Raw genomic sequence first — 25281 nt, 5'->3', positions numbered from 1 at the left:
TGGGGTCCTCACTCTCTCTTGATTGGTAGCGCCGGCAGTGACGTGTCAGGCCGCGATCGCGCGGCGGCGGTCGGCATGTTCCTGGATCACGAGGATCGCGCCGATGAGCTTGCCGGAGCTGGACATGCATGGCGTCAGCCGGCAACGCACGACGACCGTGCGCGCATCGACGGTCTTGGCGAAGGTATAGTCGACCACCTCGCCCGCAAAACAACGATCGAGATAGGATTTCACCCGCTGCTCGAAGCGCTGGATGCCGATGAACTCGACGATGTGCCGGCCGATCAGATCCATCGGGCGGCTCTCCAGATGGTCGGCATTGCGGGGGTTCGTGTAGAGGTAGCGGTAGTCGGGCGTGATCACCGCGATCCGATCCGGAAAGCTGTCGAGGATCGCCTCGTTGAGCAGGCCTTCATCCGCCCTGCCCTTGCTCGGCTGGGCCGGCAGCCGCTCGAGCTGGAGGTCGGCGAATTTCTCCGCGCCCGTCGCCGCGAAATAGCGGTTGATCAATGATTGCAGCAATTGCGAGTGCCGGAGCACGCAGGAGATGTCATCGGCTTCGACGCGCAGGATGTCGATCAGGAACTGGAACTGAAGTCGGGCATCTTCGACGCTCACCGCCTTCTCGTCGTAGACGGATCTGAGTATCGGATCCAATTCGCGATCCAGGATGCCGATCAAATGCTCGTCTGCCGTACGTACGGCATACTGCAGCTGCGAATACTTGAACCAGAACAGCTCAATCAGTGCGTTCAATTCGAAACCCCAATTCCCCCACGGCAGAGCCGCTTCGATGCACTTCAAGACAGGCGTTGATGCTGCAGACACTGATTTCGTTTTTGACGCTTCCCCACCCTTTCCGTGTAAAACCACACCGCTCCGGCCACCCAAAGCGCTTGCAGTCTTTCCCCCGCGAGACAACGTTGAGTTTACACTCATTGCGTTAGCGTTCAACAGCAGAAAGAAAAACTTAACCTTTTGAAATATTTTAGGGACAAAACGGCAGACGCTGCCGCGGACGGACCACGAAGGTGACGCCCGGCGAACCGAAATCGGGACGCGCTGATTTCCCAAGCTGCCCTGAGGCAAGCGCAAGCGCGATCGGTCGTGCGGAGGGGAATCAGTCCTTGAGGTAGCGCTTGATGTGCCAGCGGTCGTGATACCAGAGCCACTGGCCCGGATACTCGCGCACCCAGCTTTCCACCTTGTCGTTCAGCACCTGCGCCGTGGCGGTGACGTCGACATTGCCGTCGGCCTTGCGGGGAATGGCGATCGCCGGTTCCAGCTCCAGCCGGAAACGGCCGCCCGGCAGCCTTATGCAGCGGGCCGGATAGACTTCGCAGTTGAACTGGCGGACGAGCTTGGCCAGCAGCGGATTGGTCTGCACGTCCTGGCCGAAAAACTTGGTCTTCAGCCCCTTGCGGAACTTCTGGTCGACGAGAACGCCGACGCCCAGGCCCCGTTCGAGCTGGCGGGCGAGTGCGAAGGACGAGCCGGCGTGTGACGGCACCAGATTGCCCATGCGCTCCTCGCGGAACTTGAACACTTTTTCCGCCACGTAAGGGTTGTTCGGCGGACGGAACAGCACGGTCACGTCGAGGCCGAAGGCGGAGCCGGCGACCGGCAGCATCTCGAAATTGCCGCTGTGCGCGGTGAAGACGATGAAGGGGCGCGGATTGTCGCGAAGCTCGAGGAACAACGGGATGCCCGACACCTCGACGCGACCGGGCGTCGTGCGCTCGGGGTCGAAATCGAACAGACGGTCGAGGAACACATATTCGGCCGCCATGCGGCCCATGTTGCCCCAGCTTTCGAGCGCGATCTCATTGATCTCCGCCTCGCTCTTCTCAGGAAAAGCGTTGCGCAGGTTGGTGAGCGTCAGCTTCTGCCGGCTGGTCTTCGGCCCGATGAACCGCAGGGCACGATCCATGAAGCGGATCGCGGCATCGGCCGGAAACATCTTCAGGATCGTCAGCAGCAGGAAAACGAACTGCGCGATCAGCCACTGGCGGGTACGATCCGCCGCCAGCACCAGCCGTGTGATCAGCATTCGCACGTCGATCAATCCATCTTCAGGATGATCTTGCCGAAGATCTGGCGCGATTCCATGCGCTCCAGCGCCCGGTCGATCTGATCGAGGCTGATTTCAGTGTCGATGACCGGATGCACCAGGCCGCGAGCCATTTTCTGCATGGCGTTCGCCATGTTCTCCATGCGGCAGCCGAAGGAGCCGAGCAGCTTCAGTTGCTGTTGGAACAGCATCATCAGGTTCATGTCGGTGGAAACGCCCGAGGTGGAACCGCAGGTGACCAGACGGCCGCCGCGCTTCATGCAGAGCATCGAGCCCGCCCAGGTGTCCTTGCCGACGTGTTCGAACACGACGTCGACGCCCTTCTTCTTGGTGAGCTTGCGCACCACGCCTTCGAAGCGGTCGGTGCGGTAGTTGATGACGTGATCGGCGCCAAGCGCCTTGGCCTTCTCGATCTTGTCGTCGGAGCCGACAGTGGTGATCACCGTGCAGCCGATCTTCTTGGCGAGCTGGATCGCCGCCGAGCCGATGCCGGAGCCGCCGGCATGAACCAGGATGGTTTCACCCGGCTCAAGCTTGGCATTATCGAACAGCATGTGCTCGACCGTGCCGAAGGTGACCGGCGCAAGCGCTGCAGCAACGGCATCGACGCCCGGAGGTGCCGGCACCAGCAGGCGCGCCGGCAGGTTGATCTTTTCCTGCGCAAAGCCGTCGAGATGGAAGCCGTGCACGCCGCCGACATGTTCGCAGAGATTGTCGCGGCCTTCCTTGCACGGACGGCAGAGGCCACAGGTGCGCGCGCCATAGATCGAGACGAGCTGACCCGGCAGCACGCTCGAAACGCCCGGACCGATCGCGTCGACCACGCCCGAAGCTTCCGCACCGATCACGAGCGGCATCTTGCGCTTGGCAAAGGCCATGCCGCGCCAGCCCCAGACGTCGATATGGTTGAGCGCGACCGCCTTGACGCGCAGGGTCACCTCGCCCGGGCCGGGCGCTTCCGGTTCCGGAATGTCGGTGATTTCGAGCTTGCGGTCATCGAGCAGTTGCAGGGCGCGCATGGTTCTTCCTCTGCCTTGGCGGCATGTTTGCGTCTTGGATTTTGCAGCGCCGCGCGCCCGACGGGGCGCGAGAAAGGCGCTGCAGCTCTTGAGTTTCCGGCTTAGGCCGGCTCGGCGGTCATGACAAGGCTGGCGTTCTGGCCGCCGAAGCCGAAGGAGTTCGACAGCACCGCAGTCACCTGCTGGCTGCGCTTCACGTTCGGCACCACGTCGAGCACGATCGCCGGATCGGGGTTCTGGTAGTTGATCGTCGGCGGCAGCGTGCCGGTCAGCATCGTCTGGATCGAGAACACCGCCTCGACCGCACCGGCGGCCGTCAGCGTGTGGCCGATCATCGACTTGTTGGACGAGACCGGGATCGACGGCAGGCGATCGCCAAAGACGGCCGACATCGACAGATATTCCATCTTGTCGTTCTCGGGCGTCGAGGTGCCATGGGCGTTGATGTAGCCGATACCGTCCTCATTGATGCCGGCGTCGGCAAGGGCTGCGCGGATCGTCGCGATCGCCGGGCCACCGTCCGGCGAGGAGCGCGTGCGGTGGAAGAGATCGGCCTTCTCACCGCAGCCCTTGAGGATGCCGTAGACGCGGGCGCCGCGGGCAACGGCCGCTTCGAGCGATTCCAGCACCAGGGTCGCTGCACCTTCAGCGATGACGAAGCCGTCGCGGTCCTTGGTGAAGGGCTTGGAGGCCTTTTCCGGGGGATCGTTCTGGGTGGAGAGTGCCGAAAGCAGCGCAAAGCGGATCAGTGCCTCGGCGCTGACCGAGCCGTCGGTCGCAACCGTCAGCGCACGAACGGTGCGGCCCTGGCGGATCGCCTCGACGCCGAGCTGGATCGCGGTGGCGCCGGAAGCGCAAGCGGTCGACAGCGTCACCGGCAGGCCGCGCGTGCCGAAGCGATCGGCCAGGCGTTCAGAGATCGAGCCGAAAAGCACGGCTTCGTGGAACACCGGATCGGCCTTCTGGCGCATGGCGGCGAGGAAGCGGTTATAGGCGTCGCCCGGGCGCTCCGATGGCGGCGAACGGTCGGCAAGCTCGAAGCGCGCGCTCCATTCCGGCTCGACCGGCGGGGCGGCCAGGAACAAGGGGCCGTTGAAATCGCCGGAAATGCCGGCCTGCGCCAAAGCTTCCAGCGTCGTTTCGCGCGCCATCGCATAGGAGCGCTCGACGGAATTGGCAGCCGGGATATCGATGAAATCGACGGTGCCGGAAATGCGCGTGTTCAAGCCTTCCGTCGGGAAGCGGGTGATCTTGTGGATGCCCGATACGCCGCCCGAAAGCGCTGCCCAGTTATCTTCGACGCCCTGGCCGAGCGAGGTGATGACGCCCATGCCGGTAATGGCGATGATCGGGCGGCCGAGATGGTCCTTGTAAGCGTTGCTCATGGTCCGCTCCTGTTATTCCGCCGAAAGGACGGCGACGCCTTCGCCGCGCGAATGGCCGATGGTGGTGACCACGGCGCTTTTCGCCGCCGCCGTCATCGGCTTTTCCGCACCGGCGTCAAAGGCCGGCACCTTGGCGCCCTCGCCCAGCGTCAGTGCTGCCAGCGCTAGACCCAGCGGGAACTGCGCTTCGATGCTGTGGCCGACAAGACCGCCATAGGCACGCACCGGCGCACCGGCAAACGTCTTGTCGAGGAACGCCTTCTCGCGGGCCACGAGCTCATGGAAACCGGACGTACCGGAGAACACGACGGTCGAGGCCGCATCAAGCTTTTCCGCAGGCTTGGCGAGGTCGCCAAGACGCGCTTCGAGCTTGCCGCCGTCACGCGCGCCGCGGTCGCCGCCGATCGCGTCGATCGAGGCATAGATGCGGGCGCCGCGGGCTTCGGCATATTCGCGCGATTCCAGCACCAGGAAGGCGCCGACCGAACCAAGGATCATGCCGCCGCCATTGTCAGCCTTGCGCGACCAGATCGGGTGCCAGTCGCCAAGCGCGTGGCCCTGGATCGCTTCGATCAGGAGAATGATGTCGAGACGTTCGGCGGAAAAGGCGCCGCCGACGAGCGTGTGCGTCGACTGGCCGGCCTTGATGCGGGCAAAGGCGGTTTCGATCGCCGAGATGCCGGCCGCTTCCTCGCCCATGAAGGTGCGCGACGAACCGGTGACCTTGTGCACGATCGAGATGTTGCCGGCGAGCAGATTGGAAAGCTGGGCGAGGAACAGCGTCGGGCGCAGTTCCGTCGTCAGCTTTTCGTTGAGGAGCTGTTCGCGATCGTTGCGCTTCAGCGCTTCGTCGACGATCAGCGAGTCGACATTGATGTCGCGCTCGCCGCCACCGGCGGCAACGATCATGTCCATGCTGCCGCAGGCTTCGAGATTGTCCTTGAGGCCGGCGTCATCGAGCGCGAGACCAGCGGCGAAGACGCCGAGGCGCTGCCAGTTTTCCATCTGGCGCTGGTCGCCACGCTTGGCGATCTGCTGCGACCAGTCGATTTCCGGCAGCGGATGCACCGGATAGGGGCTGAACTTTTCTGTCTCGACCCGCACGGCCGGCGATGTGCCGGCGGTGAGCAGCGCCAGATGCGGCTCGACGCCGACGCCCTGGCTGGTGACGATACCGACGCCGGTAATGACAACGTCGTTTGCGGATTTGCTCATCTTACTTCTCCGAACCGGCTGTTGCCGAAAGAGCCGCCATCAGACCCACTTCCTCGGCCCGCTTGCGCACGATATCGCCGAGCGGAACCTGATCGAACGGCATCGTCCTCAGTTTCAGCTGGGCGTCGCACACCTTTTTGCCGGCCGAGGTGATCTTCGCCTTGGTGACGGCAAAGCCCGAGCCTTCGTGTTCGAGGAAAGCCTCGATCTCAAGTTCGGCCGAGGGCTCGACGAAGGTGCGCATCTTGGCGCCGTCGACCGACATCAGGAAGGGCATGGCGGCAAAATTGGTGGCGGCCAGCACCAGGAAACCGGAGGCCTGCGCCATGGTCTCGATCAGAAGCACGCCCGGAACCAGCGGATAGCCTGGGAAATGGCCTTCGAACACCGGGCTCTTCTCTGGCACCACGGACCGCGCCGTCAGCCGGCCAGCCGAAAGATCGACCGTTTCGACACGATCGATCATCTGGAAGTATTCAAGGAGCATTGAGGCTCACCCTGTTCGTTTTCGGGCCGTTCGTTTCGGGCTCAAGTAAAAACGCCAATGCCGCCTGTCAAGCGCAGGGCGCGACGGGCGGCATTGGAATTGGTGCGGCAAGGCTCGGGCGAAAGCCCGATCAGCCCTTGGCAGCCCCCAGTTCGTCGATCTTGGCGCAGAGGTTCTTCAGAACGAAGTACTCTTCGGTCGAAACCTTGCCTTCGTTGACTTCCTGCGTCCACTGCTCGAGCGGGATCTTGATGCCGAATTCCTTGTCGATCGCAAACACGATGTCGAGGAAATCCAGGCTGTCGATGCCGAGATCGTCGATCGTGTGGCTTTCCGGCGTGATCGTCTCGCGATCGATCTCGCTCGTTTCCGCGATGATGTCGGCAACCTTGTCGAATGTAGCTGTCACGCGCATACCTCTTTATTCTATGTCGAGTCTCGGCGATCCTATAGGTAAATGCGCTGCAAAAGCCAATGGCCTAGATGGCAACGGTTTGCAAATTGGAAACCGGTGTTGCCAGAGCGCCGCGCGCACAAGGCGCTCTGATGCCCACAGTACGGATAAGCGCATCGGTCAGACCGCCACCGAATGCCGGCCACGGCCGTTACCGAGATAGGCATCAAAGGTAGCCGCCACCGAACGGGCAAAGGGTCGGCCGCGCTCGGTCAGGCGGAAGATGCCGTTCTCGATCGTCGTCAACCCGTCCGCATCGCGCGCCCGAAACAGCCGCGCTTCCTCGATCACGGCGCCGGCCAGCACCGGAAATGCCTGCTCGACCTCTTCAAAGGAGAAGGCGAAACGGCACATGATGTCGGCGATCACTTTTGCCCTCAGCCGGTCGTCCGGCGTGAAGCGGTAGCCGCGAACCGCGGCCAGCCCCGTCCCTTCCACATGACGCAGATATTCACCGGTCGCCGGCATGTTCTGGACATAACCTTGACGAAACTGGCCGATCGCCGAGGCGCCGAGGCCAACAAGCGTTTCCGCGGCATCGTCCGTATAGCCCTGGAAGTTGCGGCGGAGGCGCCCCTCCCGGCTGGCATGCGCCAGGCTGTCTCCGGGCTTTGCGAAATGGTCGATACCGATGGCGTCGTAGCCGGCCGCCACCAGCATCTCCGCCGCACGGGCCATCTGTTCGAAACGCTCGACCACGCCGGGCAGGCTCTCGTCCGGGATCATCTTCTGATGCGTCTTCATCCACGGCACATGCGCATAGCCGAAGAGCGCAACGCGATCGGGATCAAGCGAAAGCACCGCCTCTATCGTGCGCTCCAGCGACTGGAGGCTCTGATAGGGCAAACCGTAGAGAACGTCGCAATTGACCGAGTGCACGCCCCTCGCCCGGGATGCCTCGATCGCACCGCGCGTCTGCTCAAAGGTCTGGATGCGATTGATCGCCTTCTGTACCTCAGGATCGAAATCCTGGATGCCGAAACTCGCCCGTGTCATGCCGATCACGGCCAGCGCATCATGGCGCGCCTCATCGAGGTCGTTCGGATCCATCTCGACGCTGATCTCGCAATCCGGCGCGAAGGTGAAGTGATCGGTGAAGGTGCGCTTGAGCGCGATCATGTCATCCGGCCGGACGAGCGTCGGCGAGCCGCCGCCGAAATGCAGCGCCGTCACCTTGGCCTCGCGGCTCACCCGTCCCCCGATTTCTGCAACTTCGCGATGCAGGCCATGCAGATAGGTCGCAACGGGATCATAGCGCAGCGTCTGCTTGGTCTGGCAGGCACAGAACCAACAGAGCCGGTCGCAATAGGGCACATGGGCATAAAGCGAAATCGCCTCCCCGGCGCCGATCGCATCGAGCCAGCTTTCATAGTCCGCAGCGCCCACGGCCTCGGAAAAATGCGGGGCCGTGGGGTAGCTGGTGTAGCGCGGCACAGGGCCTGAATATTTGAGGATGAGCGCGTCTTCCATCGGTCTCTCCGCTGTCATGACGATGGCATAGGACGAATGGGCAAACGTGCCTTTGATTTTGATCAAGTTGTCGAATTAACACGTTAAAATTGACAATGCGCAATTCAACATGAGACATTGTTTCGCGCTTTCGAAATTAGCACCTGTCAACTCTTGATTTAACGACCTGCATCCTCTTTGGTCATCCTGCTGCATGTTTCCTTTGAAGGATAAACATGCAGCACTTCAAAGTGCTACAGCGACCTTTGTGCGTCAGACGAGACGCGCGGCGCTGTAAGAGCAACGACATGCAGGTAGAAAGAATTGCAGATCGTGAACGAACATCGCCGCAAGGATATCCATAACTCGGACATTCCGACCGTCTGCGCAGCCTGCGAGGCCCGTCATGGCGGCGTTTGCGGAACGCTCACCCCGGATCAGCTTCTCGACCTCTCCCGCCACTCGACACGCCGCAGCATCGAGCCGGGCCGCGAGGTCGTCGGCCAGGGCGAGACGACGGACAGCTACGCCAACATCATCAGCGGTGTCGTCAAGCTCAGCAAGGTTCTGGCTGACGGACGCCAGCAGATCGTCGGCCTGCAGTTCGCGCCCGATTTCATGGGCCGCCCCTTCACCCGCGAAAGCGCGCTGACGGCGGAAGCCGCCGTCAACACCGACATCTGCGCCTTCCCGCGCAATGTCATCGAGCGGCTCGTTTCCGAGGCGCCGGGGCTGGAACACCGACTGCACGAGCAGGCGCTGAAGGAGCTCGACGAGGCGCGCGACTGGATGCTGACGCTCGGCCGCAAGACCGCTCAGGAGAAGGTGGCGAGCTTCCTCTACATCATTGCGACCCATATCGATCCCGAACAGGGGACCGCGAACGAATTCGACCTGCCGCTTTCGCGCGCCGACATCGCCGACTATCTGGGCCTGACGATCGAAACCGTCAGCCGGCAGATCACCAAGCTGCGCAAGGAAAACGTCATCCGCATCGAAAACAGCCGCCACGTCACCGTGCCGAGCCTCGAGCGGCTGATGCATGTCGGCGGGATCGACTGAGCCGCGCTCAGCGGTGGCTGCGAAGACGCTCGCAGATTTGCGGTGTTACACCGAATTTCCCAGCAGCGAAATTTGCCCCTCACCCTACCCCTCTCCCCGCAGGCGGAGAGAGGGAACGTCGCCTGCGGTTAGCCCCCCGAAGGAGGCCGCCGATGATGAAGCGGAAACAGCGCCACAGGTCCCTTCTCCCCGCCTGCGGGGAGAAGGTCCCGGCAGGGGGATGAGGGGCAGCTCCGATCAGCGCGCAATCACGATGCGCGTGTTCTTCAGCCCATGCTCGCGCGTCAGCGCGAAGAACTCGGCGGCGTTGTTCGGATGCAGCCGCACGCAGCCATGCGATGCCGGGCGGCCGAGGCGCTTGATGTCATAGGTGGCATGAATGGCGTAACCGCCATTGAAGAACACCGCATAGGGCATGGGCGCGTCGTCGTATTTGCTCGAGCGATGGTAGCGTGAGAGCCATTTGGCCCTCCAGCTGCCGCGCGGCGTGACATAGCCCCTGCGGGCGGTAGACACCTTCCAGCGGTACATGACGATGCCGTTCTGTTTGACGGTCATGGTCTGCGACGACAGGCTGATATTGGCAATGAGATTGGCGGCGTTCGCCGGCTGAACGGAAAACTGCATCAAAGCGGCAACGAGCACAGTCAAAAACGCATTCCGCATGCTTCTCTCTCCGGGAGGACAAACACTTACCGGTGGAACCAAACGTCCGAAGAGAATAACCGGCCGAGTATGAAGCAATCTTAATACATATGGAAAGCAAAGTCTTAATGCGAAGCACGATTTCGCAAGACGGGAGCCGCCGAAACGATCAAATCATCGCGACGGCAAGAACAAAAACGGTCATCACCGTGCAGGCGCCATAGAATACAGCGATGCCGGCATCGATATCTTCGCTTCGCGCAACGGCGCGACCCGGACCATTGATCATCGGCTCGCTGACCTTGACGCCGCCATAGATGCGCGGACCGGCAAGCTGCAGATCGAGCGCCCCCGCCATCGCCGCTTCCGGCCAACCGGAATTCGGCGAGCGGTGCAGGCCGTGATCACGAAGGGCCGCCGTCAACGCATCCTTGGCGGCGCGCGTGCCACGGTGGATCAGCGCGCCAGCGGCGATCAGCAGGATCGAGAGCCGTGCTGCCGGCAGGTTGGCAAGATCGTCGAGCCGCGCCGAAGCCCAGCCGAAGTGCAGATATTTCGGCGATTTGTGGCCGATCATCGAGTCGGCCGTGTTCAGCATCTTGTAGGCGAGCAGACCGGGCAGACCGGCGATCGCATACCAGAAGGCCGGCGCCACGACGCCGTCGGAGAAGTTTTCGGCGAGGCTTTCGATCGCCGCGCGGCAGACCGCCGGTTCGTTGAGCGTCTTCGGATCGCGGCCGACGATCATCGAAACGGCCGCCCGCCCGCCTTCGAGCCCCCCTTGCCGCAAGCCCTCGGCAACGCGGCGCACATGATCGGCAAGGCTCTTCTGCGCCAGGAAAACCGCGACCAGCACCGCCTCCAGCAGGAAGCCGACCGGACCGAGAGCGGCGAACAAGCGGTGCAGCAGGTGGCCGAACCAGGCGCTGACGGCAAGCAGCAGCACGATGGTGACAACGCCACGAAACCTGGCCGCGCCGTCCTCCAGATTCTCGCGGTTCAACCTGTCATCGAGGAAGCCGATCGCCTTGCCGAAGAAGACGACCGGATGCGGCAGACGCGCCCAGAGCCAGTCCGGGTCACCGACGACGCGGTCGATCACCAGCGCCAGCGCGAGGATGAGAAGGATGGTCTCCGACATTCAGAGCTCCATCCGCGCAAGCGCATCCGCCAGTCGCCGGTCACCCACCGCATCCGGTGCCAGACCGATCCTCAGCCACTCCGGCGCATAGTCGAACTTGCGCGTGAGGATATGCGCCTCGCAGAGCCGCTGCTGCAACAGAGCGGCCCTCGGATGCTCGACCAGCACGAAGAGCCCTGTTCCACCGATCCGCTTGAGCCCTGCTCCATCAAGCGCCGTATCGAGGCCGGCTCGCCGCTCGAGGATACCGGCCGCAATCGCCCTGGTGTCGCCCTGCATCAACGCTTTCGAGATGGTCAGCGCCGGGCCGGAGACGGCCCAGGGACCGAGCCAATCGGCAAAGGACGCAAGCACAGGCTCCGTCGCGACGACGAAGCCGAGGCGCAGACCGGCGAGCCCGAAGAACTTGCCGAAGGAGCGGAAGACGATGAGGTTGCCTTCATCGCGCACATGGCCGGCGACGCTCAACTCCGGCTCAAGATCGCCGAAGGCTTCGTCGACCAGCAGCAGCCCGCCGTTTGCCTTCTGCCTCGCCGCCATCGCCAGAAGTTCGGCGGACGCGAAGGCACGGCCAGTCGGGTTGTTGGGGTTTACCACGATGACCAGGGCATGCTCGGCGCTGAGCGCAGCGGCATCTTCGACGCGATCGACGGCAAAGCCGGCTGCCGACAGCACACGGGCATATTCGCCATAGGTCGGCCCGAAGATCGCGACGCGCCTGTTCGCCGGCGCCTTCCCGTTTTCATTTATGAGACGCGGCAAAAGCTGGATCGCCGACTGGGTGCCCGGCACCGCCAAAGGCAGCACGCCATTGGTGCGGTAATAATCTGCGGCTGCCAGGCGCGCGTCATCCACCGTCTGCCGATCCGGCAGCCGATGCCACGCGCGTTCGGATACTGGGGGCAAGGCGACGGGGCAAGGATTGATACCGGTCGAAAGATCGAGCCAGTCTTCGAAGCGCCCGCCAAAGCGCGCCGCGGCCTCGGTGATGCCGCCGCCGTGGACGATCGGTGCGCTCATGGCGCGCCTGCGATGTCGATGAGATGCATGAAGGAGCCGGCGACATTGCCGCGCCTGAGGCCCGCGTGGCCGAGATCTTCGCCCGCAGCGTCGCTCACCGAAAACAAGCGTTCGGCCGCGCCTTCGGCAACGATGGTCGCATAGTGGAATTCGTGCGCCGTCATGGGTCCATCGAAGAAGGCGTTGTCGACAGGCACGACACGGCGATAGCCGAGGTGCCGCCTGCGCTCGGCAAAACTGGTCGTCAGCGGCAGCAGGCCAAGCATGTCGTAGCGTGCGCCATCAGCGGCGACAAGCCCTTCGCCGAGCACCATGTAGCCGCCGCATTCGCCGAAGATCCGGGCGCCGCGTTCCGCCGCGGATTGCATGCCGGTACGGAAGGTTGAAGCAGCACTTAAGTGCCCCGCATGCAGCTCCGGATAACCACCCGGCAGATAGACGGCGTCGGCCGAAGGATCCGGCGCTTCGTCGGCGAGCGGCGAGAAGAACGAGATTTCGGCGCCGCCCCGCTGCCAGTCGAACAACAGATGCTCGTAAGAGAAGGCAAAGGCGATATCGCGCGCCACGGCGATGCGTTGCCCGAGCGGCCGGAACCGCTCGATCCTCGTGACCGACCCGTGCGGAAAGATCGTCGCAGCGCGGCCGACGGCATCGAGGTCGCAGTTCGCCTCCACGCGTTCGGCAGCAGCCCCGATGAAACCTTCGAGCGCCCCATGCTCGCCCGCCTGCACGAGGCCGAGATGGCGCTCCGGCAGTTGCAGCGCACTGTCCTGCCGCAAGACACCGAAAACCGGCATGCTCACCCGCTCCAGCGCATCGCGCAGCATCATCTCGTGCCGGTCACTGCCGACCTTGTTGAGGATGACGCCAACCACCCGAATATCGTCGCGATGGTCCGCATAACCGCGAACGAGTGCGGCGACCGAATGGGACAGGCGGGCGCAATCGACAACGAGGATGACGGCGAGATCGAGCGTCGCTGCGAGATCGGCGGGCGAACCGGAGCCGTCGGCGGCGCCGTCATGCAGGCCCATCATCGCCTCGACGATCAGCGTGCGGCCACCGGTCGTGGCATGCGAAGCGTTCGCAAGCAGCAGTTCCGGCCGCATTGCCCAGGGGTCGAAGTTGAAACAGGGCTCGCCGGTCGCGGCCGCATGGAAGGCGGGATCGATATAGTCAGGTCCCGCCTTGCCGGGCGCAATCGCAACACCGCGCTTCTTCAGCGCCCGCATCAGCCCGAGCGTCACCGTCGTCTTGCCCGAGCCCGACGACGGTGCGGCGATCAGCAGTCCGCTCATGCCGGGTTCCTGAGAATGCGGTTGGCGAAGGGGTCGGCCGAGAGCTTGCGGCCATCAAGCGCACCGATCCAGTCGAGCGCTGCCCGGAGCCGCACCACCTCGCCGACGACGACGATCGCCGGAGGCTCAAGCCCTGCCGCCTCGACATCGGCCTCGGCGCGCGAAAGCGTCGTTTCGAGCACCGTCTGGTTCGCCGTCGCCGCATTGCAGACAAAGGCGACCGGCTCGTCCGGCGAACGGCCGCCGGCAATGAGGTTGGCGGTGATCGCGCCGATATGTTTCATCGCCATGTACATGACGATCACGGGCGAGCCGCTGGCGATGCCCTGCCAGTTGATGCGATCGGGCACCAGGCCGGAGGAATCGTGGCCGGTGAGGAAGGTGACGGCGTGGTTGACCTCACGATGGGTAACGGGAATGCCGGCATAGGCGAGGCCGCCGATGCCGGCGGTGATTCCAGGCACGATGCGGAACGGGATCTGGTGCTCGACCAGCGTCAGCCCCTCCTCGCCGCCGCGGCCGAAGACGAAGGGATCGCCCCCCTTCAGCCGCAGCACCCGGTTGCCGGCGCGCGCAAGCTCGACCAACCGCAGCGAGATGTCGCGCTGCTTCGGCGACGGCTTGCCGCCACGTTTTCCCGCAAACTCAAGCACGGCGCCCGGTCTGGCGAGCTTCAGGCAATCCTCGTTGACCAGCGCATCATGCACGATCACATCCGACTGGCGCAGCGCATTGGCCGCATGCAGCGTCAAAAGGCCCGGGTCTCCCGGACCGGCGCCGACGAGCCAGACCGAACCTTTCTCGAGCGCCGGCAATTCGGCAAAGAGGTCGTCGATCATGCGTGCTGCCTCACCTGTATACCGGCTCCACCTGACGGTGCGCCTAACTCGACCTGCGAAGAACCGGATCCCATTTCAGAGCAAACCCGGACAAAAGATTGATTCAATTCAACAACATAGAAGCGCATCAGACGACTCCCGCCGCCTGACGGCACCCTTCAACACGCAATGCCGCCGGCCCGGCAAGCGCCGCCGTCGCATGCGCGGAGACGATCTTCGGCACGATCAGCACCGCTTCGCGTCCGGCGCCAACAAGCGCTGCCCCTTCGGCCACGCCGTGACAGCCGGTGTGGGCAAAGACGATCTTGGACGGATTGGCGAGCCGGGAGGCTTCGGCCTCTAGCGTGGCCGCGTCGTAGAAGACTGCAGGAACGGAGAAATGCTTCGCGGCCGCAAGGATCGCCGGTTCCTCGGCGCGGGCATCGAGCGAGGCGACCAGCCTCAGATCGCCGGCACTGGCACCGGCGTCAGCCAAAGCGCGTTCGGCAAGCGCGATCACCTCTTCGGCCGGCGTGCGGCGCTCGCAGCCGAGCCCGAGCACCAGCCCGGCCTCTTCTTTCATTTGTGCCAGAACGTTATTTTCACGCGATTCCGGACGCAAAACCGCTGCGCACTTTTGCTGGAATTGCTTTGATCCGCTAACCGATGGCATCGGCGGCCGGCTCCCTTCGTCGGTTTTCCTTAACGAAGCGCCGGCTGGAACGAACCGTTCCGGCCGATCTGGACAGCACCGGCTGATGGCCCCCTGGCTGGGTCGGCCGCACCGGACGCTCTTTCAGTCCGCCGAAGCGGACGCCGTCGCATATCCGTCATTTTTACCGGAGCGCGTGAGACCGGTCAAACCGGATTGCGCCATCGCCATGTCGCGATTGACGAAGGCGCACAGTTGCCCGGCGGATCGCGATGACGGCCGTTTCCGATCATCCCACGATTGCCGGCGCCTCCATCCAGAAACACGGCGACTCAGGACAAGCTTTTGATTCCGCGAAAGATTCGAAGGTCGTCCGCCCGGGCGGCCAACAACGCCGCAACAGAAGGCTTTGCAAATCGTGGCCGGCTCTGACACAAGGCGGCAAAACCTCCATACGTCTCCCTCTCCCCGAGTCCCTCCCGTGCAAGATCTCGCCTTCCACCTGCTCGCCTTCTTGTTCGTTGCCGCCTTCATCGCCGGCTTCATCGATTCGATCGCCGGCGGCGGCGGCATGATCACCATTCCCGCCATGCTGATTGCCGGCATTCCGCCGCTGCAAACGCTCGGCACCAACAAGCTGCAGGGGCTGTTCGGCTCGGGTTCGGCAAGCCTTTCCTATGCGCGGCGCGGTCACGTGAACCTGAAAGAGCAATTGCCGATGGCGCTGATGTCGGCGGCAGGCTCCGTGCTGGGGGCGCTGCTTGCAACCATCGTTCCAGGCGACGTGCTGAAGGCCGTGCTGCCCTTCCTGCTGATCGCCATTGCGCTCTATTTCGGGCTGAAGCCGAACATGGGCGACGTCGACCAGCACCGTCGGATCACGCCCTTCGTGTTTACGCTGACACTTGTGCCGCTGATCGGCTTTTACGACGGCGTCTTCGGTCCCGGCACCGGCTCCTTCTTCATGCTCGGCTTCGTCACGCTGGCCGGCTTCGGCGTGCTGAAGGCCACGGCGCATACGAAGTTCCTCAACTTCGGCTCCAACGTCGGCGCCTTTGGCATCTTCCTCTTCTTCGGCGCCATTCTCTGGAAGGTCGGCCTGATGATGGGCGTCGGCCAGTTTCTCGGCGCCCAGGTCGGCTCGCGCTATGCCATGGCCAAGGGCGCCAAGATCATCAAGCCGCTGCTCGTCATCGTCTCGATCGCACTCGCCATCCGGCTGTTGGCAGATCCGATGCATCCGCTCAGAATCTGGCTGGGGCTTTGAGTCCCGGCGCGCGTTCCTGGCTCTCCTAGACTGGAACCAGATGCCGCGACTTAAGTGAACGTCACTTGACTGTCACACCAACGTCGGGCGCGCCTGTGGTCGACCAGCATGAGCATTCTTCGCCTGCTGGCCCGGCGCCGTAACCACATATCTGTTTGGGGGTCTTGCATTGCCGAGGACTGCGCGCTTCTGCACGCGCCTTTGCCTCAGCTTCCGCTGCGGCTCTCTGCTTTCGGCTCATCTTCGGCGTGGGAGCCGCCTTTGCTTTGGCTGCCTGCTGGACCGCGGATGCGCTCGCCTTGGTCGTTTGGGCTGGGCCGGTTTCACTGCATGATGCGATTATCAAAAGCGATGCGATAGCAAACGCAACTCTAGCAACGGTCTTCAAGGTACACCCGCGATCTAAACAATGTGGGCATCTATATGCGTGCTTCCAGAAGCCTCATCAAGGCCCCCCGCACAGAGGGCAACCCTAAACGCGGCTGTGCCGCCGCCTCGATTTGCCCACATTAAACGTCTGATGTCGGGGCATGGACAAAGCTGGTATCGCCTTCCTCATGCTCATCTGCGTTCTCGTCGCTCTCGTAATAAGCATTCTGGCGGTTCGGCCGGATTTGGAGACCGCCCCATCGCCGACGCCTGCAATTGTTCCTGCCAACTAGACTAGATGGAGGAACCAAGGCCTTCGCCGGGTGTTGCTGTAGATCGCAACGACCACCGGGAAAGCCGAATGCGTATAGTCGTGATTGCAATAGTCGCCTCGATCATGAGTATACTTGTTTTCAAGTATGTCGACGGCACGTTCGGCAACTCCGAGATTGCCGCAACGGCCGAGGAACTCTCGGACCACTAAGAACGATCAGGACGGCCAACGCAGGATCGCTTCCTGGAAACTGAAGGCGACCACCCTGCGCATAGATGTCGGTCATTGGGTGGTCATGGGGCGATGTCTGAATCTAGGCAATGTGCGGATATGGCGGTGAAATCCTCCCTAGGGCCTGACGAGCATTCCCTGTCATCGACACTCGCTGATACAAAATGCGCTAACCAAAACGAAAGTCGAGTGCGCACCCCCTTGAACCTCTAGCCGCTAGAGATTGCAACTTGCAGGAAATGCGTCGCGGAAGTCGGGCGAGCCAGAGACTGTGAGACAGGCGCCCGGCCGCAAGCGTCCCCCTGTCGTTGCCCAGAGGTTCCAATGTTCACCACCCTGCCCGCCATCCTGATGCTTATCGTCGGCCTGTTCACGCTGGCGCTGGCAGCGCTGCGCCGCGTTCAATCCGGCCGCTCACCCGTCGTGCTGACCTATGGCGACGATGCCGAGGGGTTTGCAGGCAAACTCTTTCGCGTGATCGTGGCGGCGCTGGTGGTTCACCTGCTGGCGGTCGCCGCCTTTCCGCAGGTTGTCGACGCGGGATTCGGCCGCATCCCGGCCCTGGACACGCCGTCCATCGCCGCGATCGGCCTCGTGCTGATGGCCCTCGGCGGCGGGCTGACCATGCTGTCGCAATCGGCGATGCGCCGTTCCTGGAAGATCGGCATCCCTGAGAAACAGGACGCGCCGCTCGTGACCTCAGGCCTCTACGCCTTCTCGCGCAACCCGATCTATGTCGGCATGGTCACGGCGCTGATCGGCACTGTGCTGGCGGTGCCCAACGTCGTCTCGGTGGCGCTGGCGCGTTCCGCCTGGATCTCGATCTCCTACCAGATCCGCATGGAGGAAACCCACCTCTCCCGCGTTTTTGGCGAGGCATACAGTGCCTATTGCGGGCGTGTCCGCCGGTGGATCTGACTTCGACCATTCGCGCGGCTCACATTGTGCGAACGCGGCCGGACTTTAAAACACCGCCAAAAGCAGCGCCCCAGCGGCAATCAACACGACGCCGAGCCAGTTCATCAGGTTGAGTTTTTCGCCGAGGAAGAGAACACCGAAGATCGCGACCATGACGATCGACAGCTTGTCGATCGGCGCCACGCGGGCGGCGTCTCCGAGTTTCAGCGCCCGGAAATAGGCAAGCCACGAAGCGCCCGTGGCAAGGCCGGACAGTGCCAGGAACAGCCAGGTGCGGCCCGGGATTTCCGAAGGTTTCTGCCACTGCCCGGTCGCAGCCACAATGCCGGCGAGCACGCAGAGGATGACGACGGTGCGGATCAGCGTCGCGAAGTCGGAGTTGATCTGCGCGACCCCGACCTTGGCGAACACAGCCGTCAGGGCAGCGAAGGCTGCCGAAAGCAGCGCCCAGAACTGCCAGCTCTGGCTCATCAGAACTCGACGCCCTGCTGCGCCTTGATGCCAGAGCGGAACGGATGCTTGATCAGCTCCATCTCGGTGACGAGATCGGCAATCTCGATCAGGTCTTCCTTGGCGTTGCGGCCGGTGAGCACCACGTGGGTCATATGCGGCTTCTCTTCCTTCAGGAAGCGAACGACTTCGGCAACGTCGATATAGTCGTAGCGCAGCGCGATATTGATCTCGTCGAGCAGCACCATCGAGTTGCGCTCGTCGCGGATCAGTTCCTTCGCCTTTTCCCAGGCCTTTTCCGCCATCGCCACATCACGCGCGCGGTCCTGCGTTTCCCAGGTAAAGCCTTCGCCGAGCGTGTAGAACTGGCAGACGTCACCGAAATGCTTTTCGATCAGTTCGCGCTCGCCCGTTGCCATGGCGCCCTTGATGAACTGCACGACGGCGCAGGGCATGCCGTGGGCGATATGGCGGAAGATCATGCCGAAACCGGCGGTCGACTTGCCCTTGCCCTTGCCGGTGTTGACGATGATCAGGCCCTTCTCGTCGGTCTTCGTCGCCATGATCTTTTCGCGGGCGGCCTTCTTCTTCGCCATCTTCATGGCGTGGCGGGCATCGTCCTTCTCGGCAACAGGTTCGCCGCTGTTTGTCGTCTCATCGCTCATGATAACTCCCTCAATTCCGGTTGGCGGGATCGATGCAAAACCGCAGCTCTGATCCCGCATCTGTTCCTTTTCCGTATTTCACTGAACGCGAAACGGAACCCAAGTCTTTGCTTCCAGGCAATTCCGGACGGAAAACCGTGCCCGGAGCTGCTCTATTCGTTGCCGGCGCGAAGCCGGGTGGCGGCGCTGCCACCAAGTTCAAACCGCGCCGAGTTCGAGCGCGGGGTCCAGAGATTGCGGTCGATCGCTTCCAGCAGCCGCTCGGCAAGCTCGGCAAAGGCGGCGGGGTTCTTGTCGCGCAGAAACTCCGCCACCCGCTCGTCGACGACGAAGGCCTGATAGGCGGCCTCGAAGTGATGGTCGCGCACCGCACCGGTGGTCGCGGCAAAGGCGAACATGTAGTCGACGGTGGCGGCGATCTCGAAGGCGCCCTTGTAGCCGTGGCGCATGACGCCATCGATCCACTTGGGATTGACGACGCGCGCCCGAACGACGCGGCCGATCTCTTCCTCCAGCGAGCGGATGACCGGCTTTTCCGGCCGGGAATGGTCGTTGTGGTAGATCGCCGGCCTGGTGCCACCGAGATGCTCGGCGGCAGCGCTCATGCCGCCTTCGAACTGGTAATAGTCGTCGCTGTCGAGCAGGTCATGCTCGCGGTTGTCCTGGTTCTGCACCACCGCTTCGATGGTGCGCAGCCGCTCCTCGAAGAGATCGCGTTCGGCCTTGCCCTCTTCGCCGGCGCCATAGGCGTAGGCGCCCCAGGTGAGGTACGCCTCGGCGAGATCGGCTCTGCTGTCCCAGCCTTTCTCATCGATCAGCGCCTGCAGGCCTGCGCCATAGGCTCCGGGCTTGGCGCCGAAGATGCGATAGGAGGCGCGACGCGCGGCCTCTTGAGCCTCGACGCCTTCTGCCTCCAGCCGCTGGCTTTCCGCCCGCATGCGCGCGGCGATCATGTTGTCGGCATCGTCCTCCTCCAGCGCGCCGACGGCGCGGATCGCCTTGTCGAAGAGGGCGATCTGGTCCGGGAAGGCATCGCGGAAGAAACCGGAAATGCGCAGCGTTACGTCGACGCGCGGCCGGCCGAGCATGGCAAGCGGCACGATCTCGTAGCCCGTGACCCGGCGTGAAACCATGTCCCAGACGGGCTTGGCGCCGATCAGCGCCAGCGCCTGGGCGATGTCGTCGCCGCCGGTGCGCATGTTCGCCGTGCCCCAGGCGGTGAGGCCAAAGGAGGAAGGCCACTCGCCGTGATCCTGCAGGTAGCGGCGGATCAGCAGTTCGGCGGATTTTTTGCCGAGCTCATAGGCGGCAGGTGTCGGCACGGCGCGGCTGTCGACGGAGTAGAAGTTGCGCCCCGTCGGCAGCACGTCCGGGCGGCCGCGGGTCGGCGCGCCGGAAGGACCGGGGGCGACAAAGCGGCCGTCGAGGCCGGTGAGAAAGCCCGCCATTTCGGCAGCGCCGGAGCCGGAGATCGAGGGCTTGAGACGCGTCTCGATTTCGTCGAGCACGGCTTGCGTGTGGGTCCAGTCCGCTGGGCAAGGCTGCTCACCCGAGACGAGGCTTGCGGCGAGGAGCTCGATGCGTTCGACGGTGTCACCGTTGGTGCGCCAGGGGGCGTCGGAGATATCGGTGAGGATCGATGGTTTTACGCCGGTCCAGACGTCCGACATGACGCAATCGAGCGGGTCGAAGGCGAACCCCGCATCCGCCGCGATCGCCCGCTGCAGGCTCTGGTCCCCGCCTTCACCAAGCCCGCGCGGAACGCGGGCCAGTGCCACGGTCAGATCGGTCAGCAAGCGCCCGTCCGGCGCCACGCCGAAGATGTGCAGGCCGTCGCGGATCTGCATTTCCTTGAGGTCGCAGAGATAGGCGTCGAGCTTTTCCAGCGCCTTGTCGTCGCTGTCGCCCTTGTCGATACCGGCATCGCTGTCGAGGCCGATGTCGCGCACGAGGTCGAGGATCTGGCGGCTCAAGAGCCGCAGCCGTCGCGGGTCGCCGCCGGCGGCGTCGTAATATTCGTCGACCAGCGCCTCGAGGTCCTTGAGCGGCCCGTAGGATTCAGCGCGCGTGAGCGGTGGCGTCAGGTGGTCGATGATGACGGCGCTGGTGCGGCGCTTGGCCTGCGTGCCTTCGCCCGGATCGTTGACGATGAACGGATAGATATGCGGCAGCGGCCCGAAGATCGCCTCGGGGTAACACGTCTCAGACAGCGCCAGCGCCTTGCCCGGCAGCCATTCGAGATTGCCGTGTTTGCCCATATGCACGATCGCCTGCGCGCCGAACTGATGGCGCAGGAAGGCATAGAAGGCGAGATAGCCATGCGGCGGCACCAGGTCCGGCGAGTGGTAGCTTTCCTTCGGATCGATGTTGTAGCCGCGCGCCGGCTGGATGCCGACGATGACATCGCCGAAGCGGGCGAGCGGCAGCGCGAAGGCGCCGTCGAGGAAGAACGGATCGGCCTCGGGCGCGCCCCAACGGCCGCCAACTTCATCCTGAATCTGTTTCGGAAGCGAATCGAAGAAGGCGTTGTAATCGCTGAGCGAAATTGTTTCTCTAATTTCACGATCACGGCCTGCCGCATTGGTCGGCCCGGCCATCAGGTAACGCATCAGCGCGTCGCCATCCTCCGGGACGTCGCCCACCGCATAGCCTTCTGCCGTCATGGCACGCAGCACTTCGACGGTGCCGGCCGGTGTGTCGAGACCGACGCCATTGCCGAGGCGCCCGTCGCGGTTCGGATAATTGGCCATGACGATGGCGATCCGCCGGTCGGCGGGTTCGGTGCGACGCAACTTCGCCCAGTTGACGGCAAGGCTGGCGGCAAAACGCACCCGATCTTCGAGCGGCTCATGCCCGACAATGTTAGCCTCGACTTTCGCATCGTAGATCGACGCCGCCTTGAACGAGACGGCGCGCGCAAGGATGCGGCCATCGACCTCCGGTAGCGCCACGTTCATCGCCAGATCGCGCGCCATCAGCCCCTGCGGCGATGTCTCCCATTGCTGCCGTGATGAGCCGGAGAAGATCACCTGCAGCACCGGCGCGCCGGTTGATTCCAGCACCGTCGGCTGACGATCGGCGCCGGGCGAAGAAACGGCAAAGCCGGTGGCATTCATCACCACGTCGGGTGGGGCTTCGGAAAAGATCGATTGCAGCGTGCCGACGGAGACCGCATCCTTGAGGCTGGAGACGAAGACCGGCAGTGCCCGAACCCCTTGCACCTTCAGCGCATCGATCAGCGCTTCGACCGGCCGCGTCTCGCCGCTCTGGACGAGGGCGCGGTAGAAGCAGATGGCGATGGTGGGATTTGCGCATGCGGGGGCTCCAGCCCCCACAACACTCAACCAATCCGAAACCCCGATCACGCCCCGCCCCGGCCACCAGATGCCGGCTTTCAGCAAAGGCTTGGCCGGCTGCGGTTTCTCGGCGCCTGAAACCAGCGCCTCGGCATAGTCGAGGAACAGGCCGGCATTGTCGGCGCCGCCCTCGTTGAAATAGGCCCAGAGCCGCTGGCGGTCATCGGCCTCAACCGTAGAAAACGGTTCAAGGCCCGGGTCCGGCTTGTCGTCGCCCGGCAGCACCGCGATCTGGAAACGGTGGGTGACGGCGGCCGCATGCAAGGCTTCGAGCAGATAGCGGAAATAGCTGGCGCCACCGAGCGGCCGGACGACGATCAGCCTCGCATGACGCGCCGTGCGCTCGACATAGGTGTCGACCGACATCGGATGCATCAGGTTCATCAGGCTCGCAATGCGCAGGCTCAGGCCACCGTCACGCCGGCCGTGGGCGGCGGCGATCGAGGAGAGCTCGGTGTCGGCGGCAGACAGGAACAGGATGTCGGCCGGCGTTTGCCCAAGGTCGATCGCCTCGTTGCCGTCGGCGATCGTTCCTTTCTGGGCGAGAAGCAGATGCATGGTCTTGTCCGTTCGGGCAATTCCGAACGGAAACGCGTGAAGCGGCTTCCGTCCGGAATTGCGTTATTTCAATGCGTTAGATCATTTCATTCAATGAACGATCAGACGAGCGCAGCAATCGCAGCGCGAACCGCCGCCTCGTCCATGTCGTGCAGGCCGATGACGACGAGACGCGTGCCGCGCTTTTCGCCGGCCGCCCAGGCGCGATCGTAATACTGGTCGATGCGGGCACCGACCGCCTGGATCAGCAGGCGCATCGGCTTGCCAGGCACATCGGCAAAACCCTTGAGACGCAGCACGTCGTGCTCTGATATCACGCCCTTGAGGCGATCGATGAAGGCGGCCGGATCGGCGATGGCGCCGAGCTCGACGACAAAGCTGTCGAACTCGTCATGGTCGTGCTCCTCGCCCGCCTCATGCTCCATCTCGTGATGCGACTTGCGGTTGGCGATATCGCTTTCGGTGCCGACGCCGAGGCCAAGCAGGATGGCGGCGGCCACCTCGCCGTTCTTCGCCTCGATCATGGTCGGCTTGCGGCTGGTGCGCGAGGAAACCTCGTCGCGTACCGCCTTGAGGCCGGACGCGTCGATCAGATCGGTCTTGTTGAGCACGATCAGGTCGGCAGCGGTCAACTGATCCTCGAACAGTTCCTCGATCGGGCTTTCATGGTCGAGATTGTCGTCCTCGACGCGCAGCGCATCGACCTTGTCATGGTCATCGGCAAAGCGGCCGGCGGCAACGGCAGCGCTGTCGACCACGGTGACGACGCCATCGACGGTGACTTCACTGCGGATATCCGGCCAGTTGAAGGCGGCGATCAGCGGCTGCGGCAAAGCCAGGCCCGAGGTCTCGATGATGATATGATCCGGGCGGTTTTCGCGCTCGAGCAGCTTGGTCATGGTCGGGATGAAATCATCGGCCACGGTGCAGCAGATGCAGCCATTGGTAAGTTCGATGATGTCGTCCTCGCTGCAGGCCTCCGCACCGCAGCCCTTCAAGACGTCGCCGTCGACGCCGAGATCGCCGAACTCGTTGATGATCAGCGCGATGCGCTTGCCGTCGGCGTTCTGCAACAGATTGCGGATCATCGTCGTCTTGCCGGCGCCGAGGAAGCCGGTGATGACAGTCGCCGGGATCTTGCCGTGGCTGGTTCTCGCAGTGGTCATTATTCAACCCTTCATTTTCAGCGGCAAACCGGCCGCGACAAAGTAAACTTCAGCGGATTTCTCCGCAACGATCTGGTGAAGCCGGCCGGCATGGTCGCGAAACTCGCGCGCCATGCGGTTCTCGGGCACAATGCCGAGGCCGACCTCGTTGGAAACGAAAACGAGGCGCGCCTGCGCCTGCGGCAGGTAGGCGGCGAGCGCTGCGAACTCCGCCTCGATGTCGCGCTCCTCGAGCATGAGATTGGTGACCCACAGCGTCAGGCAGTCGATCAGCACGACGTGATCGGGATTATCGATGCGACTGAGGATGCCGACGAGATCGACCGGCTCCTCATGCGTCGTCCAGCCTTCGCCGCGGCGCATCTTGTGATGGTCGATGCGCGCGCGCATTTCGTCGTCCCAGGCGCGGCCGGTGGCGACATAATGTTTGGTGAGACCGGACGCTTCGACGAGCTTCTCGGAAAAGCTGGATTTGCCGGAACGGGCGCCGCCGAGGACCAGAACGGGTCCGGCGCTGGGATTGCTCATCGCGACCGCGCCAAGGTCAGCGGCAGATGGCAACAGCCGTTCGACGCGCCGGCGGCGCGTTCGGGAAAGTATCTGAGAGCCAAAACAACCTCCGTGATGGCGTTGGAGACGACACGTCTCCTCGGGCGGAATGCCCATGTCGGGTGGCAGGTCTCCTGGCTCACGGCGTCACGAGGCCCCACATCGCCTCGCTCAGAATGGACGAGGTTCCGATGTCAGGACCCGAGCGGCCCGCCTCACCTTCCCGGCGCTTTCCGGTGCCACAGCGAACCTTTGCGCGTCGTCTCCGACGCGCGGCGCTGTGGGCGGCTTCGTGAAAGGCGGACGATTCGTAGAAGAAGAGGCGTCCAACCCGGCTGATCACGATGCCACGCCAGTGGCTTTTCCGGCTCGATCCCGACCTGCTTCGATTGCCCCATGCAATCGGCTGACAGCCCGATTCTGAACCCGATGGCGAACCCTGACCGTTCTACAGTCGCGGGGTCGGCTGCGATAAGGATGCCCGATTTGGGTCCATCCGTCACATTCCCAATTATTCCCCCCGATCGCCACGACAAGGGGGAACCATCCAACATCCGATGATTAGGAAGCGGGCGCCGCAAAGTCAATCGACGCTTGCGACACCTCCCCGGCCGACTTGCGTCGCGCGACGATTTGTCGAGCGCGAAGCCGCACCGGACATTAGGCGAATGGCAGATCGCGAACGAACATATTTTAGCAATTACAGATGTTGCGTTAAACTGCAGCGCCGCGCGTCCTATGGACGCGCAAAGGTCGCTGAAC

At 63.4% G+C, this 25281-nt stretch carries 23 protein-coding genes and 1 riboswitch; of the genes, 4 read left to right on the top strand and 19 right to left on the bottom strand.

All coding sequences use genetic code 11. The features are described 5' to 3' along the window. Nucleotides 1–45: 45 nt before the first annotated feature. The 8 genes from ACTJKM_RS24850 to hemN all read right to left on the bottom strand — a co-directional run bounded on the left by ACTJKM_RS24850 (nucleotide 46) and on the right by hemN (nucleotide 8101). Complete coding sequence (locus ACTJKM_RS24850) at nucleotides 46–756, bottom strand: PAS domain-containing protein (RefSeq protein WP_057254468.1); 711 nt, start codon at nucleotides 754–756, stop codon at nucleotides 46–48. Between the two features lie 364 nt (nucleotides 757–1120). Continuing rightward, nucleotides 1121–2050, bottom strand: a complete 930-nt coding sequence (locus ACTJKM_RS24845; RefSeq protein WP_058323212.1) for a lipid A biosynthesis lauroyl acyltransferase — start codon at nucleotides 2048–2050, stop codon at nucleotides 1121–1123. A gap of 11 nt (nucleotides 2051–2061) precedes the next feature. Further along, nucleotides 2062–3090, bottom strand: coding sequence for a zinc-binding dehydrogenase (locus ACTJKM_RS24840; protein WP_057254218.1), 1029 nt, complete (start codon nucleotides 3088–3090; stop codon nucleotides 2062–2064). Nucleotides 3091–3191: 101 nt separating this feature from the next. Next, nucleotides 3192–4475: a beta-ketoacyl-ACP synthase gene (locus ACTJKM_RS24835; RefSeq protein ID WP_058327000.1), complete on the bottom strand. Its 1284-nt coding sequence runs from the start codon at nucleotides 4473–4475 to the stop codon at nucleotides 3192–3194. Between the two features lie 12 nt (nucleotides 4476–4487). Beyond that, nucleotides 4488–5690 (bottom strand): beta-ketoacyl-ACP synthase, encoded by a 1203-nt coding sequence (locus ACTJKM_RS24830; RefSeq protein WP_058327001.1) that lies wholly within the window; start codon nucleotides 5688–5690, stop codon nucleotides 4488–4490. A gap of 1 nt (nucleotide 5691) precedes the next feature. Next, nucleotides 5692–6177 (bottom strand): 3-hydroxyacyl-ACP dehydratase FabZ family protein, encoded by a 486-nt coding sequence (locus ACTJKM_RS24825; RefSeq protein ID WP_058327002.1) that lies wholly within the window; start codon nucleotides 6175–6177, stop codon nucleotides 5692–5694. A 130-nt stretch (nucleotides 6178–6307) separates the two neighbouring features. Beyond that, complete coding sequence (locus ACTJKM_RS24820) at nucleotides 6308–6592, bottom strand: acyl carrier protein (protein ID WP_156436839.1); 285 nt, start codon at nucleotides 6590–6592, stop codon at nucleotides 6308–6310. A 159-nt stretch (nucleotides 6593–6751) separates the two neighbouring features. After that, nucleotides 6752–8101, bottom strand: coding sequence for an oxygen-independent coproporphyrinogen III oxidase (hemN, locus tag ACTJKM_RS24815; RefSeq protein ID WP_058327064.1), 1350 nt, complete (start codon nucleotides 8099–8101; stop codon nucleotides 6752–6754). 303 nt (nucleotides 8102–8404) lie between these two features. Here hemN and ACTJKM_RS24810 point away from each other — a divergent pair, with 303 nt between their 5' ends. Beyond that, nucleotides 8405–9142 carry a Crp/Fnr family transcriptional regulator gene (locus ACTJKM_RS24810; RefSeq protein ID WP_058323185.1) on the top strand — a complete coding sequence of 246 codons (738 nt, stop codon included), beginning with the start codon at nucleotides 8405–8407 and terminating at the stop codon, nucleotides 9140–9142. A gap of 237 nt (nucleotides 9143–9379) precedes the next feature. Here the strand turns inward: ACTJKM_RS24810 and ACTJKM_RS24805 are convergent, their stop codons facing one another. From ACTJKM_RS24805 to ACTJKM_RS24780, 6 genes are all read right to left on the bottom strand, one after another. Beyond that, complete coding sequence (locus ACTJKM_RS24805; RefSeq protein ID WP_058323186.1) at nucleotides 9380–9808, bottom strand: L,D-transpeptidase; 429 nt, start codon at nucleotides 9806–9808, stop codon at nucleotides 9380–9382. Nucleotides 9809–9956: 148 nt separating this feature from the next. Then, nucleotides 9957–10928 carry an adenosylcobinamide-phosphate synthase CbiB gene (cbiB, locus tag ACTJKM_RS24800; protein WP_058327003.1) on the bottom strand — a complete coding sequence of 324 codons (972 nt, stop codon included), beginning with the start codon at nucleotides 10926–10928 and terminating at the stop codon, nucleotides 9957–9959. Further along, complete coding sequence (cobD, locus tag ACTJKM_RS24795) at nucleotides 10929–11948, bottom strand: threonine-phosphate decarboxylase CobD (RefSeq protein WP_058327004.1); 1020 nt, start codon at nucleotides 11946–11948, stop codon at nucleotides 10929–10931. It abuts the gene before it with no gap. Next, complete coding sequence (locus tag ACTJKM_RS24790; protein WP_057254199.1) at nucleotides 11945–13246, bottom strand: cobyrinate a,c-diamide synthase; 1302 nt, start codon at nucleotides 13244–13246, stop codon at nucleotides 11945–11947. The genes cobD and ACTJKM_RS24790 overlap by 4 nt, the downstream gene beginning before the upstream one ends. Beyond that, entirely contained in the window at nucleotides 13243–14085 is an 843-nt protein-coding gene (gene cobA, locus ACTJKM_RS24785; protein WP_440661169.1) for a uroporphyrinogen-III C-methyltransferase, read from the bottom strand. Before cobA ends, ACTJKM_RS24790 begins: the two co-directional genes overlap by 4 nt. Nucleotides 14086–14212: 127 nt before the next feature. After that, nucleotides 14213–14647 carry a cobalamin biosynthesis protein gene (locus ACTJKM_RS24780; protein WP_057254195.1) on the bottom strand — a complete coding sequence of 145 codons (435 nt, stop codon included), beginning with the start codon at nucleotides 14645–14647 and terminating at the stop codon, nucleotides 14213–14215. Nucleotides 14648–15197: 550 nt separating this feature from the next. On the opposite strand from ACTJKM_RS24780, the gene ACTJKM_RS24775 reads away from it, so the two are divergent. The 3 genes from ACTJKM_RS24775 to ACTJKM_RS24765 all read left to right on the top strand — a co-directional run bounded on the left by ACTJKM_RS24775 (nucleotide 15198) and on the right by ACTJKM_RS24765 (nucleotide 17775). Next, nucleotides 15198–15983, top strand: a complete 786-nt coding sequence (locus ACTJKM_RS24775) for a TSUP family transporter (protein WP_058323191.1) — start codon at nucleotides 15198–15200, stop codon at nucleotides 15981–15983. A gap of 730 nt (nucleotides 15984–16713) precedes the next feature. Then, nucleotides 16714–16836, top strand: coding sequence for a hypothetical protein (locus tag ACTJKM_RS24770; protein WP_280137728.1), 123 nt, complete (start codon nucleotides 16714–16716; stop codon nucleotides 16834–16836). 345 nt (nucleotides 16837–17181) lie between these two features. Next, complete coding sequence (locus ACTJKM_RS24765) at nucleotides 17182–17775, top strand: methyltransferase family protein (RefSeq protein WP_058323192.1); 594 nt, start codon at nucleotides 17182–17184, stop codon at nucleotides 17773–17775. Nucleotides 17776–17820: 45 nt separating this feature from the next. Here the strand turns inward: ACTJKM_RS24765 and ACTJKM_RS24760 are convergent, their stop codons facing one another. From ACTJKM_RS24760 to cobU, 5 genes are all read right to left on the bottom strand, one after another. Then, a complete protein-coding gene (locus tag ACTJKM_RS24760) occupies nucleotides 17821–18246 on the bottom strand; it encodes an EamA family transporter (protein ID WP_057254189.1) in 426 nt (141 codons plus the stop codon). Beyond that, nucleotides 18246–18890, bottom strand: a complete 645-nt coding sequence (cobO, locus tag ACTJKM_RS24755) for a cob(I)yrinic acid a,c-diamide adenosyltransferase (RefSeq protein WP_057254188.1) — start codon at nucleotides 18888–18890, stop codon at nucleotides 18246–18248. The genes ACTJKM_RS24760 and cobO overlap by 1 nt, the downstream gene beginning before the upstream one ends. A 152-nt stretch (nucleotides 18891–19042) precedes the next feature. Continuing rightward, nucleotides 19043–22804, bottom strand: coding sequence for a cobaltochelatase subunit CobN (gene cobN, locus ACTJKM_RS24750; protein WP_440661165.1), 3762 nt, complete (start codon nucleotides 22802–22804; stop codon nucleotides 19043–19045). A gap of 101 nt (nucleotides 22805–22905) precedes the next feature. Then, complete coding sequence (cobW, locus tag ACTJKM_RS24745; protein WP_058327006.1) at nucleotides 22906–23970, bottom strand: cobalamin biosynthesis protein CobW; 1065 nt, start codon at nucleotides 23968–23970, stop codon at nucleotides 22906–22908. 3 nt (nucleotides 23971–23973) lie between these two features. After that, a complete protein-coding gene (gene cobU, locus ACTJKM_RS24740) occupies nucleotides 23974–24498 on the bottom strand; it encodes a bifunctional adenosylcobinamide kinase/adenosylcobinamide-phosphate guanylyltransferase (protein ID WP_058327007.1) in 525 nt (174 codons plus the stop codon). A 362-nt stretch (nucleotides 24499–24860) separates the two neighbouring features. Next, nucleotides 24861–25082, bottom strand: a riboswitch (cobalamin riboswitch). Nucleotides 25083–25281 lie beyond the last annotated feature (199 nt).

This window comes from Ensifer sp. 22460, from assembly GCF_052044935.1.
GTDB lineage: Bacteria > Pseudomonadota > Alphaproteobacteria > Rhizobiales > Rhizobiaceae > Ensifer.
This window is presented reverse-complemented; position numbering and strand designations above follow the sequence as displayed.